A 17,531-nucleotide genomic window follows, 5' to 3' on the forward strand; every position below is an offset into this window, starting at 1 on the left:
CGGCCGATCGGCCGACCGCGCCGCCGCCTGCCCACGGGCTGGATCAATCTGCCCGTTCGTTCCGTGAGGTTCGCCCCATGCCCGAAAGCAGTGCCACCGGCTCGACCACCGCTCCCCCGCCCGAGAAGGGGGCAGGACCGACGTCCCCGCCCGAAAGCGAGCAGCAGAGCGAGCAGCAGCTCGACCGGCAGTTGTCCAACCGGCACATCCAGCTCATCGCGATCGGCGGTGCGATCGGCACCGGCCTGTTCATGGGGTCGGGCAAGACGATCTCGCTTGCGGGCCCCTCGGTGATCTTCGTCTACATGGTCATCGGCGCGATGCTGTTCTTCGTGATGCGGGCGATGGGCGAACTGCTCCTGTCCGACCTGCGGTACAAGTCCTTCGCCGATTTCGCCGCGGATCTCCTCGGCCCCTGGGCGGGCTTCTTCACCGGCTGGACGTACTGGTTCTGCTGGATCGTCACCGGCATCGCCGACGTCATCGCCATCGCCGGTTATGTGTCGTACTGGTGGTCGGGACTCCCGCTCTGGATCCCCGCGCTGGCGGCGGTCGTCCTGCTGATCGCCCTGAACCTGCCGACCGTGAAGGCGTTCGGCGAGACGGAGTTCTGGTTCTCGCTGATCAAGATCGTCGCCATCGTGGCGCTGATCGTCGTCGGCCTCGTCATGGTCTTCCGCGGATTCGAGGCGCCGGGCGGCGCCACCGCGAGCTTCGCCAACCTCTGGAACGACGGCGGGTTCTTCCCCACCGGCCCCATGGGCTTCGTCGCCGGATTCCAGATCGCCACCTTCGCGTTCGTCGGCATCGAGCTGGTCGGCACCACGGCGGCCGAGGCAAAGAACCCGGAGCGGAACCTGCCCAAGGCGATCAACTCGATCCCGGTCCGCGTGATGCTGTTCTACGTCGTGGCCCTGATCGTGATCATCTCGGTCACCCCCTGGCGGGAGATCAGCGCGGACCGCAGCCCGTTCGTCGTGATGTTCACGCTGGCCGGCCTGGGTCTGGCCGCCTCGGTGATCAACTTCGTGGTGCTGACCTCCGCCGCCTCGTCCGCCAACTCGGGCATCTACTCCACGTCGCGCATGGTGTACGGACTGGCCAAGGACGGTGACGCGCCCGCCCGGTTCGGCAGGCTGACCTCCCGGAAGGTGCCGGCCAACGCCCTGTTCCTGTCCGCGGTCTTCCTGCTCTCCGGGGTCGTCATGGTCACCATGGGCGACTCGATCATCGAGGCGTTCACGCTGGTGACGACCATCTCGGCGCTGCTCTTCATGTTCGTCTGGTCGATCATCCTGATCAGCTACATCGTCTACCGCAAACGCCGTCCGCACCTGCACGAGGCCTCGAAGTTCAAGATGCCCGGCGGCATTCCCATGTGTTACGTCGTGTTCGCGTTCTTCGCGTTCCTCGTCTGGGCGCTGACCCAGAAGGAGGACACGCTGGAGGCGCTGCTCGTGACCCCGGTGTGGTTCGTCGTCCTGAGCATCGCCTGGGCGGTGCGGCGGCGCCGTCGTACGGCGGTCTGAGCTCCGGCAGGATGACCTCGGCGGAGGTCAGTGGCAAGGGTTCCCCGCCGCCGTGCGGATGGCGGCGGGGAACCCGGTGCCTCAGCCGTCGGCGGTGACGGTGAGGTAGTCGATGTTCGGCCCGTCGTCCTTCGCGGAGGTGAGGCGCACGGTGTTCGTGCCGGCCTTCGGCGTCACCCGTGCCTTCGCCTCTCCCCACTTCGCCCACGACCCCGTCACGGGACAGGACTCCGTCCCGATCTCCTGCCCGTTCACCGTGATGGTGAGCGGCCGGTCGCCGGACAGCAGCACGTACCCGATCCCCAGGCTGTGGTCACCGGCCTCGGCGGCAACCACCACCCACTCGATGGAATCACCTTTCCCGGAAGGGAAGTTGACATAGCCGTCACCGCTCTGGCCGCGGTCCAGGGTCTCCGCGGCTGTGCCGCTCAGCACGGCGCCCGCCGCCTCGCAGCGCACCCCCGGCCGGCAGGGGAAGGTGACTCCGGTCCGTGGTCGGTGAAAGTTCACCGTCGACCCGCCCAGCGGAACTGAAGGATCCACAGTCCCCGAATTCACGATGAAGCGGACTCAATGTGGCTGCGCCGCGAGCCCGGGTCAGTCCTTGTAGTCGGGGCATGTGCGGTCGAGGAGACGAAGGAGTGCGGCCCAGGCGAGGTCATAGGCGTCGAGGTCCTCGAAGTCGGATTCCGACGAGCCCGCGAGCTGCTGTGCGGTGTACTCGCAGATCTCGGCCGAAGGGGCGACGAGCGGGGTGCCACCGGCTTGGGCGGTGACCTGGATCTCGCAGGCCTTCTCCAGGTAGTACATGCGCAGGAAGGCCTGGGCGGCGCTCTCGCCGACGGTCAGGAGGCCGTGGTTGCGGAGGATGAGAGCAGGGTGCCCGCCGATGTCGGCGACCAGGCGCTGCTGCTCGTCCAGGTTCAGGGCGACGCCCTCGTAGTCGTGGTAGCCCACGCGGTTGTGGAATTCCATCGACATCTGGTTGACCGGCAGCAGTCCGTCCCGCTGGGCGGCGACCGCGCATCCGGCCTTGGTGTGCGTGTGCAGGACGCAGTGCGCGTCGGGGCGGGCGGCGTGGATGGCGCTGTGGATGACGAAGCCGGCGGGGTTGACCGGGTACGGCGTGGGGTCGACCGGGTTTCCGGCGAGGTCGATCTTGACCAGGTTGGAGGCCGTGATCTCCTCGAAGAGCAGCCCGTAAGGGTTGATGAGGAAGTGGTGGTCGGGGCCGGGCAGGCGCAGGGAGATGTGCGTGAAGATGAGGTCGGTCATGCGGAAGTGCGCCACGAGCCGGTAGACGGCGGCGAGTTCGCGGCGCAGGCGGAGCTCCTGGTCGGCGGGGGCGGGCAGGCCGGGGGGCGCGGGCGTGGTCGTGGTCATGCGGGGGCTCCTGTGGCGGTGGGGTCGACGACGGGGGAAAGAGGGCGGCCGGTTCGGTGCCAGGCGATCACGTTCTCCGCGGGACGGCAGACGTACGCGCGCCGTGAGGCGTCCGACAGATAGGCGCTGTGCGGGGAGAGTTGGAGGCTCGGATGGGTCCGCAGCGGGTCGTCCGCGGCCGGTGGTTCCGCCGGGAGGACGTCGAGGGCCGCGCCGGTGAGGTGCCCCGAGTCGAGGGCCGTCAGCAGGGCGCCGGGATCGACTAGTTCACCGCGGGCCACGTTGACGAGGAAGCCTCCGGGCCGTATCCGTGCCAACAGATCGGCGTCCGCGAGCCGTTGAGTGGCGGGAGTCAGCGGGACGTGGAGGGACAGCACGTCGGCTGCGGCCGCGAGGTCTCCGGGGGTTGCGTACCGGTCGACGTGCCGGGGCCAGTCGGCGGGGTCCGCGTGCGGGTCGCAGGCGGCGACGCGGCCGAAGACCGGGGCGGCGAGGGCCGCCAGCTGTCGTGCGATGCGGCCGAATCCGATGAGGCCGAGGGTGAGTTCGCTCGCCCGGCGGGGCGGCGCGTACCGCGCGGCGAACTCGGTGTTCCAGCCCCCGGAGCGGACGACCGCGTCGGCCTGCGGCAGGCGGCGCACGAGGGAGAGGGCCGAGGCGAGGGCGTGCACGGCCACGTCCTCGGTGGCGGCGTCGGGGAGGTTCGTGACCCACAGTCCCCTGCGGCGCGCCTCGGCCGTGTCGATCATGTCGTGGCCCGCGGACATGGTGGCGAGGACACGCACGCCCGGAAGCCGGTCGAGGAGCGCGGCGTCGATGCGCGCGTAGCCGACGATCAACGCGACGGCATCCTGCGCGAGTGAGGCGATGACATCCGGGTCACGGCTGTCGGCGACGCGGACCTCGAATCCCGCTTCGACCAGCAGACGTACGCCGGGCGCGGCGTCGAGGTCTTCGGTGTCGGTGAAGACGGCGACAGGTGATCTCACCTGCCCTCCTTCCGGTTCAGTCAGACGATTCGTCGGATGAGCACGCCAGGAACTTACGATTCAGCTTCGCGAGATGTCCAGAGAATGCCGAGACGAACGTTCGTGAGCCATGTCACGATCAGATCGGCCGTCAGGACCGGTGGCCGAGAATGGTGTGCGGTCCGGGGCGCATGGCCCCCCGAACCTCCGAACCGCCCAACCGCCCAACCGCCCAACCGCCCAACCGAGGGGAACACCAGGTGGACCTGGACCACATCGACCTCGCCGTCGTCCGCGAACTGCAGACCGACGGCCGACTGACGTACGAGACGCTCGCCCAGCGCGTGGGCCTCTCCCGCCCCGCCACACGGGCCCGCGTCCAGCGCCTGATCGATTCCGGCGCGGTGCGGGTCGTGGCCGTCACCCACCCGTCGATGCGCGGGCTCACCGCGTCCGCGCACCTGTCCGTCGACGTGCACGGCCCGGCACAGGACGCGGCCGAGGCGATCGCGGCGATGCCACAGGCCCCGTTCGTCACGCTCACGGCGGGCCGGCACGCCGTCATGGCCGAGCTGCGCACCGAGGGCTTCGACGAGCTGGAGCGCGCCATCGCGCGCGTGCGCTCCCTTCCGGGCGTCTCGGCCGTGGACCCGCTGATCAGCACGCGCCACCTCAAAGACCCGTACGTACCCGCCGATGAACCGACGGTGCGGGAGCTGGACGAGACGGACTGGCGGATCCTCGACGCCCTGGAGCGGGACGGCCGGACACCCTTCGCCGATCTGGCCGAACTCGTAGGCCTCTCGCCCGGCGCGACCCGCGCCCGCACGCTGCGCCTCCTGGACGGCGGCGTGGCGAACGTGCTCGCGCTGGTCCGCCCCGAGGTGCTCGGACTCGGCTACTTGTGCGGATTCGCGGTACGCGTCGACGGCGACCGGGGGACGGCGGCCGAGGCGCTGACCGCGCGACCGGAGGTGTCGTTCCTCTCGGCCTGCCTCGGGCGCGCCGAGCTGGTCGGCACGGTCACGGCCGACTCGCTGGGGTCGGTGCGGGAGACGCTGGAGGCGATGCGCGCCTTGGCGGGCGTCCGCTCGGTGGAGAGCTGGGTCCACCTGGAGCTCATCAAGGAGCGCTACGACCTGGGCGCCGCCTTCGCATAGGCCTCAGGTCAGACGATACGTAGGCCAGAAGCCGGGAGACTTCCGAAAAGTTATTCACATTCACATCTAGCCAACCTGTCGTTCGCCACTTATCGTCCTGACGAACGAATCAGCCGTTCTGGCGTCTCCCTGACCGAAAGCTGGCTCCCCTCATGCACCACCCCTCCCCCCTGCCCTCTTCCGAGCGCACCCTCCTGGTGACCGGCGCTGCGGTCGCCGTCCCCGGCACGGAACTGCGGGCCGAGGCCCTCGCCGTACGCGGCGACCGCGTCGTACACGCCGGCACCGCGGACGACGCCCGTGCCGCGCTCGGCGGGCGGGTGGACGAGACCCTGGAACTCGACGGTGGCCTCGTCCACCCCGGCTTCGTCGACGCCCACTGCCACCCGGTCATGTACGGCCAGGCCCTCGCCTGGGTCGACTGCCGCCCCGAACGCGTCCCGGACATCGACACCCTCGTCGCCGTGCTGACCGAGGCGGCCCGCGAACTGCCCGCGGGCGTCCCGGTGCGCGGCTTCGGCTACGAGCACCGCCGCCTCGCCGAGCGCCGCCACCCCACCTGCCACGACCTCGACCGGATCGCCACCGACCGCGAGGTGTACGTCATGAACGCCTCCGGCCACGGCGGGGTCGTCAACACCCACACCCTGCGCGCCTGCGGCATCACCGCCGGCACCCCGGACCCCGAGGGAGGCTCCATCGGCCGCCTCGACTCCGGAGAGCCCGACGGACAGCTGTGGGACGCGGCCTGCGACCGGCTCACCGGACCCGGCGGCGTGAAGATCGGCAACCACGGCCCGAACTTCCACCTCTCCGAGCCGGACGCCATCATGGCCGATCACCTGCTGCGCGCCCAGGAGACCTTCCTCGCGGCCGGTGTGACCACGATCGGCGACGCCCAGGCGTCACGCCGCGAGATGGAGACCTACCTGCGGGCCCGCACCGACGGCTCGCTCCGGATGCGGGTCTCCGCCTACCTGACCTCCGCGCTCCTCGACACCGCGCTCGAACTCGGCGCCGTCCGCGGCTTCGGCGACGACCGCTTCCGCGTCCAGGGCGTGAAGTTCTACGCCGACGGCACGCTCGGCGGCTGGACCGCGTACTTCCCCGAGGGGTACGCAGCCGACTGCTGCCACCACGGGCAGCTCTACCACTCCGCCGAGGAGTACGCCGAGATCGTCGCCAAGGCGCACCGCGCCGGACTCCAGACGGCCACCCACGCGCAGTCGCCGTTCGCGATCGGCATGGTCCTCGACGCGGTCGAGAAGGCGCAGGCGGACGTCCCCCGCCCCGACATGCGCCACCGCATCGAGCACAGCGGGCTGCCCACCGACGAACAGATCGCCCGCATGGGAGACCTGGGCGTCGTCCCCGTGATGCAGCCGCAGCACCACCTGCGGACCGGCGACGGGACCCTCACCGCCGTCGGCGAGCTCGGGCACCGCTACAACCCGGCCGGCCACTGCCTGAACGCCGGTGTCCCCGTCGTGTTCAGCTCCGACGCCCCGGTTGCCCCGCCCGCGCCGCTGGAGGCCGTCGCCGCCGCGGCCACCCGCCGCACGGTCCTGGGCACCGAGCTCGGCCCCGCCTCGCTCCGGATGCCGGTCGCGGACGGACTGCACGCCCACACCGGTGCGGCGGCCGCCGCCCTGCACCGGGAGCGGTCGGTCGGCGCCCTCGCACCGGGGCTCCTCGCCGACTTCGTCGTCCTGGACGCCGACCCGCTCGCCACCGCACCCGAGGCCCTCACCTCGATCGGCGTCCGCGAGACGTGGATCGGCGGCGAGCGAGCCTGGGCCGCCCCCGGCCGCTGACCCGCGCCGCGGTCACCGCTCCCGAGGCCGCCCCGTTCCGGCCCGGCTCCCCTTCTCGCCGCGCCGGCCGGCCGCCACGGAGCGGTGGCCGCACCACCCGCCGCACCCGTCCCCCTCTCGTTGCCCTTCCGTCCCCTTCCTGGAGTTCCCCGCTCCCCCGCTCCTGCCGGAGGCCCCCGTGTCACAGCCTCGCTCCGCCCCGCAGAACCCCATGAGAGCAGCGCTCGCCGCGCTCGTCGGCACGTCCATCGAGTGGTACGACTTCTACGCGTTCGCCACCGCCGCCGCGATCGTCTTCGACGACGTGTTCTTCCCCGCCGACATGCCGCCGATGCTGCGGACCCTCTCCGCGTTCGGCACCTTCGCCGTCGGCTTCCTGCTGCGCCCCCTCGGCGGCATCGTCTTCGGTCACATCGGCGACCGGGTCGGCCGCAAGAAGACCCTCGTCATCACGCTCATGATGATGGGCGTCGCGTCCTTCGCGATCGGTCTGCTCCCCACGTACGCCCAAGTCGGAGCTCTCGCGCCCGTCCTGCTCATCGTCCTGCGGCTCATTCAGGGCATAGCCATCGGCGGTGAATGGGGTGGCGCGGTACTCGTCGCCGTCGAGAACGCCCCCAAGGGCAAGGCGACGTTCTTCGGCTCGTTCGCCCAACTCGGCTCCTCCGTCGGCGCCCTGCTGTCCACCGGTGCCTTCTCGCTGATGAACCTCTGGGGCAGCGAGGCCTTCACCACCTGGGGCTGGCGCGTTCCGTTCCTCGCCTCCGCCGTCCTCGTCGTCATCGGGCTCGTCATCCGTCTCAAGCTGGAAGAGGCCCCCGTCATGGACGAGGTCCGCGCGCAACACACGGAGCAGGACAAGCTGCCGGTCGTCGAGGTGCTCCAGTCCTCCTGGCAGACCGTACTGACCGGAGTCTTCGCCCTCGCGACCGCGACCGGCGGCTACTACGTAGTGACCAGCTACCTCCTCGCCTACGGCACCGGCGAACTCAACCTCTCCGAATCCATGCTCCTCAACGGGCTCACCCTCGCGGCCTTCCTGGAGCTGCTCGTCACCCCCGGCCTGTCCTGGCTCGGCGACCGCATCGGCGCGCACAAGGTCGTCATCGCCGGCCTGGCGGGCGTCATCGTGCTCTGCGTGCCGCAGTTCCTGGCCATGCAGACCGGAAGCGTCGTGCTCATCTACGCGGCCATGCTCGCCATGCGCTTCGTGATGTCCGCGCTCTACGGCCCGATCGCGGCGATCCTCGCGGAGGGCTTCGGACCGCACGTGCGCTACACCGGCATCTCGCTGTCCTACCAGGTCTGCAACATGATCTTCGGCGGCTTCGCCCCCCTGGCCGCGGTGTCCCTCACCGCCGCGGTCGGCGGCCACTACTGGCCGGCCGCGGCCATGCTCATGGCCATCTCGGCGCTCGGCATCTGGTGCACCGTCCGTCTGCGCCGCACGCGCGACCTCGGCACGACCGCCGATTCACCGGCGACCGCACCGGTCACCATGACGTCCGCCGTCTGAGCACCCGCAGCATCAAGAACCCGTCCGCTCTGTCGCGTCCTGTGCGCGATGGAGCGGACGGGTTCAAGCCGGTGCCCCCGGTCGGCGTCCAGTGATCCGGTCGGTCAGGTGCGTGTGGGAACGTGCCCTCGATCGAGGGAGTGGCGCCGGCCGGCGCTCAGGGCGCGGTAGGAAAGGTTGCCGGGTTCCGCCCACGAAGGGCGGGGCGCATCAGCGGAGGTGGCCTCATGATCGATGCCCGGCCGCGGGACAAGTACGCGCGACGCTTCGAGCTGTAGACAACGACAACGACGGGCTGGTCGACGAGGGCGACCTGCGGGCACGCATCGCTCGCCTGACCCGTGCCTTGGGCGTCGATGACGCCTCGCCGAAGGCAGAGGCGGGCTACGACGCGGTCAGGCGGACCTGGGCGCGGATCACACAGCGGGCCGGAGTGGACAGCCATGCGCAGGTGGACCGTTCCGGGTTCGTCGACGCACTGTGCTCCGCCCATGCGGACGGAGCCATCGCGCAGGTCTTCCGCCCGGTGATCGAAGCCCATGTGGCGCTGGTGGACACCGACGGAGACGGTGCCGTCACCCTTCAGGAGTTCATCGCCTCCCAGGCAGCCCACGGAATCCCGGAGGACGAGGCGGAGGAAGCCCTCCACCGTTTGCAGGGCGAGAGTCTCACTGGGGTGGATCATTCGGTAGCCTCTCGATGCCGAATCCGGGGCAATCGCTCGCCTTTCACGGTCGTTCGCGACACCAGGCGCGGCAACCGGCGCGCCGGGGGTGCGTGGAAGCGCAGACACCAACCGCCGGCCACGCCCCGTTTCTGGGCAAAAGCCATGGCCGCCCGCCGTCACTTTCCGGAACAGCCCTGGCCAACCGCACGACGCGTCTCGGCGGGGCGGGCCGGCGCGGTCGCCGAACCGGGCCGCCGGGTAGTGCCTCACGCGTCACGCGCGTGTCACACGCCTCTATGAGTGGGTCGTGACTGTGGTTGTTTCGCCAAGTCGAGGCCTCTCGGACCGCGTGGCGCCCCAGGCGCCGGACGATTCTGTTTGGTACGGTCGTGGACTTTTCGAGCGGTCTCCCGAAGCCTGTTCCCGTGGACTCGCCGCTGACCACCTATCTGCTGCCCGCCGTCCTCGCCGTGATCATGTTCGGTCTCGGACTCGGCCTCTCCGTGGCCGACTTCCGCAGGATCGCGGCGTATCCGCGGCCGGTGGCCGTCGCCCTCGTCTGCCAGCTGGTGCTGCTGCCCGCAGCCTGTCTGGGCCTGGTCGTGGCCTTCGACCTGAGTCCCTCGCTGGCCGTCGGCATGATGCTGCTCGCGGCCTCCCCCGGCGGCACGATGGCCAATATCTTCAGCCATCTCTTCGGCGGCGACGTCGCCCTCAACATCACGCTGACCGCCATCAATTCGGTCATCGCCGTCGTCACGCTGCCGGTCGTCGTGAATCTCTCCCTCGACCACTTCATGGCCGGCACGGACGAGGCGCTCGGACTGCGCTTCGACAAGACACTGCAGGTCTTCCTCGTCGTGCTGGTGCCGGTCGCGGCGGGAATGCTGGTCCGGCACCGCCGTCCAGACTTCGCGGAGCGCTCCACGCGGATGGTCAAGGCGACGGCGGTCGCCGCGCTCGTCGGCATCATCATCGCCGCGCTCGCCGCCGAGCGGGAGAACGTGCTCGGCTATCTCGCCGACGTCGGCCTTGTCGTGTTCCTCTTCGGTGCGATCTCCCTGACCATCGGCTACGGCGCGACCCGGCTGGCCCGCGGCGACCACCGGCAGTCCGTCGCCACCTGCTTCGAGATCGGCATGCACAACACCACACTGTCGATGGCCATCGCCCTCAGCCCCTCGCTCCTTGACAGCACCCGGATGGCCATCCCCTCGGCGGTGTACGCGGTGACGATGTTCGTCATGGCCCTGACCGCCGGCTTCCTGTTGCGCCGCATCGCCCCGGCCGAGACTGCCGCCGCCGACGGGGGAACACCTCCGACGTCCGCCTCCGAGAGCCGGACGCGGAGCAAGCGGGTGGACACGCGGTGGCCACGCAGGCGGTTCGCACCCGGCCGGGAGAGGCCCTGACCCAGCGATCGGGCCCGGTGCGACAACGTGACCCAGAACCCGGGGGTGACCACGGAGGCCGAGGAGCGGGCCGCGACGAGGGGCATACGCCCAGGAGTTGAGGTCGGTCGACCGCGTGGCGGAGCGCGACGTGCTCGCGAAGATCGCCGCGGCTCCGTCTGATCCCCGGAGCCGTTCACGGGGAATGCCGTGAACGGCACGTCGCGGATCAGAACACCACTGTCGCCTTCACCAACGGCATCAGCAGTTGTCCCACCCGCGGCACGGCCTGGCCCGACCGCGCCCGACACACCCACCGGAGCGGTCAGCATCGCGATCAGCAGGCCGACGGCAAGCCCGCCCAGCAGCGGCCATCCGTCCACGTCAGCCCCTCTCCGCTGCCGCCGGGTACCGCAACCGCGACCATCTCAGCAGGCCGGTCGCCTGGTGGGGGCTGGACCGCCACAGACGCGACACGATGTTCACGTGCCTGCCGCGGGCAGCAGCCGCGGCACGGCGCGGACGTAGACGATCATGCCGACCACTTCCACCAGGGTCTGCGCGACGACCACCACCGCGGCGATCGCGAGCCGGTCCGGCAGGGCAAGCGCGAGAGGCAGCACCACCAGGGAGTTGCGGGTCGCGCCGGTGAACACGATCGCCCGCCCGTCGCCCGCGCCCAGGCGGAAGACGCGGGCCACGGCGAGCCCGGCGAACGCCATCACCAGCAGGAACAGCACATAGAAGGGAACGACGCCGACAACGTCGGCGACGTTGTCGTGGAGCTTGGGCACCTGGGAGGCAACCACGGTGAACAGGGTCACGGCCATGAGCGGCACCATCGTCGTACCCATCGCGTCGGCGGCCTTCGCGCCGACGGGACGCCGGGCCGCCCACGCTTGCGTCAGCCAGGCCAGGGCAAGCGGGATGACGATGAGGACGACGAACGCCTCCAGAAATGGTCCGGGCTCGACGACGTCCGCCAGGTCGGCGCCCATGAACAGCCACAAGAACAGTGGCAGCAGCATCATCTGCGCGATCAGCAGCAGAGGTGTGGCCGCGAGCAGACGCCGGCTGTCGGCCCCGGCGAGACCGCTGAAAACGATCACGTAGTCGACACACGGGGCGAGGAGTACCAGGAGGACGCCGAGGCGCACCGCCTGGTCATCGGGAAGGAAGGGGAGCATCGCCGCGACCACCAGCGGAACGACGAGGAAGTTGACCGCCAGGGCGGCGGCCAGGAAGCGGCCCGCGCGCAGCGAGCGCAGCAGTTGGGCGGCGGGCACCTGGAGGAACGTGACGTACAGGAGCGCCGCCAGGACAGGGTTGATGGCGTGCTCCAGGGCGGGGCCCGCGGCGGGAGCCGCCCATCCCGCGAGGCCGCCGGCGGCGATGGCGCCGATGTAGACGGCGACCTGGTGGCGCTCCATGGTGTCGGCCAGGCCGGACGGCGACGGCTGCTCGGACAACGGTCGTGCTCCTTGCGGGTGGTACGAGGGCGCAGGCGTAAGGGTGTTCAAGCCGTGGCCACGACGGGGAACAACTCGGCGAGCAGGGCGGCGCCCTCGGCGGGAGCCCGGACCTCCAGGCGCAGGGCGGGCGGGGCGAGGTGGAGCCGGAAGTCGAAGAACGGGCAGCAGGACGCCTCAGCGGTGACGAGCGCGGCCACCGCCGCCATCCGGTCGGCGGGCAGGCTCAGCCGGACACCGCCGTCGATGATCTCGCACCCGGCGCCGGCCGTCGCCTGCCGCCACTGCGCGCCCCGTTCGGCCAGGCCGCCTCCGTCGAGTGAACAGGCCACGGGCGCCGGGGATACCGGGGACTCCGGGGACACCGGGGACACCGGGGACACCGGGCGCGGCTCTTGACCGGCGTCGTCCGGGCGTGCGGACAACGGCACCGGTACCGGACCACCGCCACGCCCCACCGCCGGAGTCAGGAAGCCGCACTCGGGATCGCACCGCCCGCTGCGGTCGGGCAGTGCGTCCAGATGGTCGAGGGCGCGGGTCAGCTCTGCGGTGAACGCGCGAAGTTCAGCGATCCGCTTCTTTGCCTGCGCCCGCCGCGCGGCGATCCTCGGCCGCAGATCCGTCTTGACGTCCGCGCACGCCCCCGACTCCCATACGACGAGAAGCTCGGCGATTTCCTCCAGCGGCAGCCCGAAGTGCTTGGCGGCACCGATGAAGGCGAGGCGCTCGACCGCGTCCTCGCCGTACGTCCGATGGCCGGCCGGGGTGCGGTCGGCCGGCAGCAGCCCCGCACTCTCGTAGAACCGCAGCGTGGTGGCCGGAACGCCGGTACGTTCGGCCAGCCGGGAGATCCGCATTGTGCTCACGTCATCGACGGTAAACCTTCGACCCGGCTGGAAGGTCAAGCCGGAAGGCCGGGCACCGCGACCGGCCACGCCAGCGGCACCGTCAGGGCCCCTTTCCGCCGGCCTTGACCGCGGCAAGGCGCTCGATCACCCCGAGGAGGTGGGGCACAACTCCGGTGACACGCACTGCCGTACGCCGTCTGGCACTCCCGCGAGCACCACTGCCTCTCCGTCGGCGCCGTCGCCCGGGACGACGGTGGTCGGAGCCAAAGCGCAGGGCACCGCTCGCCGCGCGAAGATTGCGGAACTGCGCCGTGCCGGGTTGGTACGTCGTCCAGGAAACCCGGCAGGAGGAAGCCGCCGCCACCGCCCCGGTCGACTACAAGATGTCGCCGCCCGTCGGGGGTGACCACAATCCCGCCTGGACGAACCGCGACGGTGACGTGTGCGGCAAGAAGGTCGGTGACACCAACGCGGTCCGCTCCCTTGGGCGCGGGGCGGTCTGGGTCACGTACAGCGACAAGGCCGCGGACGACGATGTCAGCGCCCACGCGTGCCACCCGGCCGGAATCCGTCGCCACCTGGTGAGTACGCTGCGCAAGGCATTCGGGTTGTAAGCCCCGTCTTCACCCCCGCCGCCCTGTCCGCCCCCGCTCTGGACTGTCGAAAGCCCCCTCGATGCGACCGCTCTGTCTGACAAGAACCGCCTCCCCGGCGTCCGGCGCGCTGCGCGGGATGCGGGCCGGCGCGCTGGCGGTGCTGTGCGTGCTGCTGCCGCTGGCGGGGCATGTCGCGTCGCAGGGCCAGGCACCGTGCAAGGTCATCGTGGCCGCCGTCGCCATGGTGGCCGTGCCGGGTGCGGTCGTCCTGACGCGGCACCGATTGACGGACGCCCAACTGCTCGGTGCGCTCGCAGCGGCACAGCTTGCCCACCACCTGGCCTACTCGCTGCCGGAAGCGTGCGCTGCGGTGACGGCGCGCGGCGAGTCGTTCGGTGATCTTCCTTCATTCATGGCGCACGGCTCCGCCGTCGGGCCGCCCTCAGGGGTGCTGGTGGCCGGGCACCTGGTGACGCTGCTTCTCGCCGCCCAGTGCCTCGGCGTCACCGAGGCACTGCTGTGGCAGAGCCGACCGCTCCTCGCGGCGGTGAGCCGCCTGCTGGTCCTCGTATGGCCGCTGCTCGGCGGCGCCCATGGCGGCACCGGGCCGCAGCGGACGGTGCGCGAGAGCAGCTCGCCGCTGAAGTCCGCCGTGCTCGCGCGGCTGCACGAGGGCCGGGCGCCGCCGCGCCCCGAGCGCGCTCCCCTCGCCCTTTTCCGGCCCCTGCCGGTGGGCGGCCCCTGCCTGCTCTGACGGGCTCTGCGTGAGGGCCGCCCGGTGGGGCCGGCCCTCCCGTCCCGGCGGCATGGCTCGCCGGGGGACATAGAGAGTCCCGCTTCATGCACCTCCCTCAGTTGCGTACCGCCCGCACGGCGGCACGCGCCCTCGTCGTACCCGCAGCCCTGGCGGTGCTCGCCCTTGCCGCTCCGCAGGCCGCGGCCCATACCGATCTCGACTCCAGCAGCCCCGGCACCGGCGCGGCACTCGCCGGGCCGCCCGCGAAGGTCATGCTGACCTTCAGCGACGCGATGGACCAGAAGTACGCCAAGGTGGCCGTCACCGGACCGGGCGGGGCGTCGGCCGCCGAAGGCGGGCCACGCGTCACCGGCAAGACAGTCACGCTCGCGCTCAAGAGCGCGGTGCCGTCGGGTCGTTACACCGTCGGATACCGGGTGGTGTCCGCCGACGGACACCCGGTTTCCGGCTCTTACACCTTCACTGTGAAGGACGCGAAGGACGCGAAGGAGCGCAGCCCTGGCCCGACGGCGAGGGGCTCGGTCTCCACGCCCCCGGCGCCCGCGGCGGACAAGGACGACGAAGGAACCTCCGGCACCACAGCCGTGGTCCTCACCGGAGTCGGCGCCGTGGCGTTGACCGGGGTCGTCCTGGGCGTCCACTCGGCGCGGCGGAGGCGGACCGGTCATGGCGGCTGACACCGAAGCGAATGGCGGCATCAGGCGCGCGGCGCGCATGCCGCGGCTGCCCGTCGTCCTGGTCACCTCGGCGCTCATGTGCGTCGCCGTGGCGGTTGCCGCCGTGTGGGCCGGTGGCAGTACGCGCGCCGCGATCCCCGGCATTCCTGACGCCGGGGCCGTGACGGCGTGGGGGCTGCCGGTCGCCAGGACCGCGACGGACGCCGCGGCCGTGGCGACGGTCGGGGCGCTGCTCCTTGTGGTGGTTCTGCTGCCGGGCGGCAAGCGGCTCGGCCCGGCGCAACTGCGCTATCTGAACTGGGCCGTGTGCGCGGCGGCACTGTGGTTCGTCGCGTCGGCGGCGGCATTGGTGTTCACCCTGTCCGACCTCTTCGCCAAGCCGGTCGGGGATGTGCTGTCGCCCGCCGTCGTGGCGGACTTCATCGGCACCGACGCCCAGGGACGCTCGTCCGCCCTGATGGCCGCGGTCGCGGCGGTGATCGCCACTCTGTGCCTGGGGATCGGAACCGCCCGCTGGGCCCGGCTTGCACTGGTCCTCGCGCTGGCAGGGCTGTTGCCGCCCGTGTTCACCGGGCACTCCTCGGCCGCGGGCAACCACGACGCGGCCGTCACCAGCCTCGCCCTGCATCTGGTCGGCGTCGCGGTGTGGGTCGGCGGGCTCGTCTTCGTCCTCGTCGTGGCCGCCCGCCGTGAGGAGCAGGCGGTGGACGCGGCCCGGCGCTTCAGCCCGCTGGCCGCCTGGGCGCTGCTCGCGGTCGCCGCCAGCGGCATCGTCAACGCCGCGGTCCGGCTCCCGTCCGTGGGCGAGGTGTTCGGCAGCCGGTACGGGCTGATGCTCGTCGGCAAGGCGGTGGCGCTCGCCGCGCTGGGCGGAATCGGATACTGGCACCGCCGCCGCACGCTGCCCGCCCTCAAGGACGGCGAGCGAGGCGGCTTCGTCCGGCTGGCCACCGGCGAAGTGCTGCTGATGGCGGCGGCGGTCGGCCTCGCGGTGGGCCTGTCGCGCACCCCGGCCCCCGGCGCCGATGCCGCCTCGCTCTCACCGGCCGAGGAACTGCTCGGCTTCGCCATGCCGCCCCCACTCGGCGATTTTCCCTGGACGCCGCTGTTCACCCGGTGGCACTTCGACCCGCTGTTCGCGTTCGGCACGGCGGCAGCGGCACTGCTGTACCTGGCGGGCGTACGCAAGCTGCGCGCCAGGGGCGACAAGTGGCCCGTCGGGCGCACCGTCGCGTGGCTGCTCGGCCTGGCGGTGACCGCGCTGGCGACCATGAGCGGCCTGGCCGTCTACGGCAAGGTCCTGTTCAGCGTGCACATGGGCCAGCACATGATCCTCGCGATGACAGTGCCGATCCTGCTCGTCCTGGGAGCACCCGCCACCCTGGCCCTGCGCGCCCTCCCCGCCGCACCCAGGGGTGAGCCGGACGGACCGCGGGACATGCTGCTGAAGCTCCTGCACAGCCGCTACGTCAAGGTGATCTCGCACCCCGTGGTGGCGGGCGTGCTGTTCGTCGGCAGCGCCTTCGCGGTCTACTACACCTCGCTGTTCCAGACCCTGATGAGCAGTCATCTGGGGCACATGGTCATGCTGGTGCACTTTCTCGCCGTGGGGCTGCTGTTCTTCTGGGTGATCATCGGCATCGACCCCGGCCCGCGCCGCCCGCCCCACCTGGGGCGGCTCATCATGCTCATCCTGACGATGCCCTTCCACTCCTGGTTCAGCATCTCTCTGATGAGCTCCACCGCCTTGATCGGCGAGGGCTGGTGGTCGCTGCTCGACCGCCCCTGGGTCGCCGACGCCTTGGCCGACCAGTACGACGCGGGAGCCATCGCCTGGGCCACCGGCGACATTCCCGTACTGATCACGACGCTCGTTCTCGCCGTGCAATGGATCCGGTCCGACGCTCGCGAGGCACGCCGGATCGACCGGCGGATCGACCGCGGCGGCACGGGCGACCCGCTCGCCGCCTACAACGCCTACCTGGCCGGGCTGCACGCCCGCGACCTGCTCACGGCCACCCGTCCGACCAAGCCCGAAATCAACCCCACCCCCACTGAGGAATCATGACGAACCTGAAGAGACAACTGATCGTCGCCGCGGTGATCGTGGCGTCCCTCGCCGCCGCCTACGGCTCCTTCCTGCTGTTCTCCCCGGACGGCCGGGGCAGCGACGGCGTGGACGTCAAACCGGCCGCCAAGGCCATGCCCGTACGCGACGGCAGCCATCGCCTCACCGACCCGGAGAAGAGCGAACTGACCATCGTGGAGTTCCTGGACTTCGAGTGCGAGGGGTGCGGCGCGATGTACCCGATCGTGGAGAAGCTCCGCGAGGAGTACGGCGACCGCGTCACGTTCGTCGCCCGCTACTTCCCCGTGCCCGGACACCGCAACGGCGAACTCGCCGCCCGCACGGCCGAAGCCGCCGCCCGGCAGGGCAAGTTCGAGGAGATGTACAACAAGCTGTTCACCACGCAGAAGCAGTGGGGCGAGGCGCAGGAATCCAAGGAAGCCGAATTCCGCGGCTACGCCGATCAACTCGGCCTGGACATGCGGAAGTTCGATGCCGATCTCAAGGCTCCGGCGACGGCCGAGCGCGTCCGGGCCGATCAGGGTGACGGCCTGGGACTGGAAGTCCAGGGGACCCCGACCTTCTTCTTGGACGGCACCAAGATCTCCATGCCCGGCTCGTACGAAGCGTTCAAGAAGCTCATCGACGACCGGCTGGCCGACTGACGGTGCGAGGGAGCCCCAGTCAG

15 protein-coding genes are annotated in these 17,531 nt (G+C 70.9%); 10 read left to right on the forward strand and 5 right to left on the reverse strand.

The window, feature by feature from the left end:
• Positions 1-77: 77 nt before the first annotated feature.
• Positions 78-1,529, forward strand: a complete 1,452-nt coding sequence (gene cycA, locus ACIBKX_RS08930) for a D-serine/D-alanine/glycine transporter (RefSeq protein WP_363271187.1) — start codon at positions 78-80, stop codon at positions 1,527-1,529.
• An 81-nt stretch (positions 1,530-1,610) separates the two neighbouring features.
• Here cycA and ACIBKX_RS08935 read toward each other — a convergent pair whose 3' ends face one another.
• From ACIBKX_RS08935 to ACIBKX_RS08945, 3 genes are read right to left on the reverse strand one after another with little or no spacing between them, the layout of a single operon-like run.
• Complete coding sequence (locus ACIBKX_RS08935; protein ID WP_363271188.1) at positions 1,611-2,087, reverse strand: carbohydrate-binding protein; 477 nt, start codon at positions 2,085-2,087, stop codon at positions 1,611-1,613.
• Between the two features lie 39 nt (positions 2,088-2,126).
• Positions 2,127-2,912 (reverse strand): class II aldolase/adducin family protein, encoded by a 786-nt coding sequence (locus tag ACIBKX_RS08940; protein WP_363271189.1) that lies wholly within the window; start codon positions 2,910-2,912, stop codon positions 2,127-2,129.
• Positions 2,909-3,901: a C-terminal binding protein gene (locus ACIBKX_RS08945; RefSeq protein ID WP_363271190.1), complete on the reverse strand. Its 993-nt coding sequence runs from the start codon at positions 3,899-3,901 to the stop codon at positions 2,909-2,911. Before ACIBKX_RS08945 ends, ACIBKX_RS08940 begins: the two co-directional genes overlap by 4 nt.
• Positions 3,902-4,140: 239 nt before the next feature.
• Here ACIBKX_RS08945 and ACIBKX_RS08950 point away from each other — a divergent pair, with 239 nt between their 5' ends.
• The 4 genes from ACIBKX_RS08950 (at position 4,141) to ACIBKX_RS08965 (ending at position 10,449) form a co-directional block, all read left to right on the forward strand.
• Positions 4,141-5,040: an Lrp/AsnC family transcriptional regulator gene (locus ACIBKX_RS08950; RefSeq protein ID WP_363271191.1), complete on the forward strand. Its 900-nt coding sequence runs from the start codon at positions 4,141-4,143 to the stop codon at positions 5,038-5,040.
• A 152-nt stretch (positions 5,041-5,192) separates the two neighbouring features.
• Positions 5,193-6,854, forward strand: coding sequence for an amidohydrolase (locus ACIBKX_RS08955; protein WP_363271192.1), 1,662 nt, complete (start codon positions 5,193-5,195; stop codon positions 6,852-6,854).
• 211 nt (positions 6,855-7,065) lie between these two features.
• The gene (locus ACIBKX_RS08960) at positions 7,066-8,370 is read left to right on the forward strand and encodes an MFS transporter (RefSeq protein WP_363271193.1); all 1,305 of its coding nucleotides are present in this window, start codon (positions 7,066-7,068) and stop codon (positions 8,368-8,370) included.
• Between the two features lie 1,056 nt (positions 8,371-9,426).
• Positions 9,427-10,449 carry a bile acid:sodium symporter family protein gene (locus tag ACIBKX_RS08965; RefSeq protein ID WP_363271195.1) on the forward strand — a complete coding sequence of 341 codons (1,023 nt, stop codon included), beginning with the start codon at positions 9,427-9,429 and terminating at the stop codon, positions 10,447-10,449.
• A gap of 461 nt (positions 10,450-10,910) precedes the next feature.
• Here ACIBKX_RS08965 and ACIBKX_RS08970 read toward each other — a convergent pair whose 3' ends face one another.
• Both ACIBKX_RS08970 and ACIBKX_RS08975 read right to left on the reverse strand, forming a co-directional pair.
• Entirely contained in the window at positions 10,911-11,858 is a 948-nt protein-coding gene (locus tag ACIBKX_RS08970; protein WP_363271448.1) for a bile acid:sodium symporter, read from the reverse strand.
• Between the two features lie 86 nt (positions 11,859-11,944).
• On the reverse strand, positions 11,945-12,754 hold the full coding sequence (locus tag ACIBKX_RS08975) for a MerR family transcriptional regulator (protein ID WP_363271449.1): 810 nt from the start codon (positions 12,752-12,754) through the stop codon (positions 11,945-11,947).
• A 302-nt stretch (positions 12,755-13,056) separates the two neighbouring features.
• Between ACIBKX_RS08975 and ACIBKX_RS08980 the strand changes: the two genes are divergently transcribed.
• From ACIBKX_RS08980 to ACIBKX_RS09000, 5 genes are all read left to right on the forward strand, one after another.
• On the forward strand, positions 13,057-13,359 hold the full coding sequence (locus ACIBKX_RS08980) for a DUF3105 domain-containing protein (protein WP_399375701.1): 303 nt from the start codon (positions 13,057-13,059) through the stop codon (positions 13,357-13,359).
• Between the two features lie 61 nt (positions 13,360-13,420).
• Complete coding sequence (locus ACIBKX_RS08985; RefSeq protein WP_363271196.1) at positions 13,421-14,095, forward strand: hypothetical protein; 675 nt, start codon at positions 13,421-13,423, stop codon at positions 14,093-14,095.
• 86 nt (positions 14,096-14,181) lie between these two features.
• Positions 14,182-14,775, forward strand: a complete 594-nt coding sequence (locus ACIBKX_RS08990; RefSeq protein WP_363271197.1) for a copper resistance CopC family protein — start codon at positions 14,182-14,184, stop codon at positions 14,773-14,775.
• Positions 14,765-16,843, forward strand: coding sequence for a cytochrome c oxidase assembly protein (locus tag ACIBKX_RS08995; protein ID WP_363271198.1), 2,079 nt, complete (start codon positions 14,765-14,767; stop codon positions 16,841-16,843). Before ACIBKX_RS08990 ends, ACIBKX_RS08995 begins: the two co-directional genes overlap by 11 nt.
• Positions 16,840-17,508: a thioredoxin domain-containing protein gene (locus ACIBKX_RS09000; protein ID WP_363271199.1), complete on the forward strand. Its 669-nt coding sequence runs from the start codon at positions 16,840-16,842 to the stop codon at positions 17,506-17,508. The genes ACIBKX_RS08995 and ACIBKX_RS09000 overlap by 4 nt, the downstream gene beginning before the upstream one ends.
• The last annotated feature ends 23 nt before the right edge of the window (positions 17,509-17,531 follow it).

It is taken from the genome of Streptomyces sp. NPDC050658, from assembly GCF_044457025.1.
Lineage (GTDB): Bacteria > Actinomycetota > Actinomycetes > Streptomycetales > Streptomycetaceae > Streptomyces.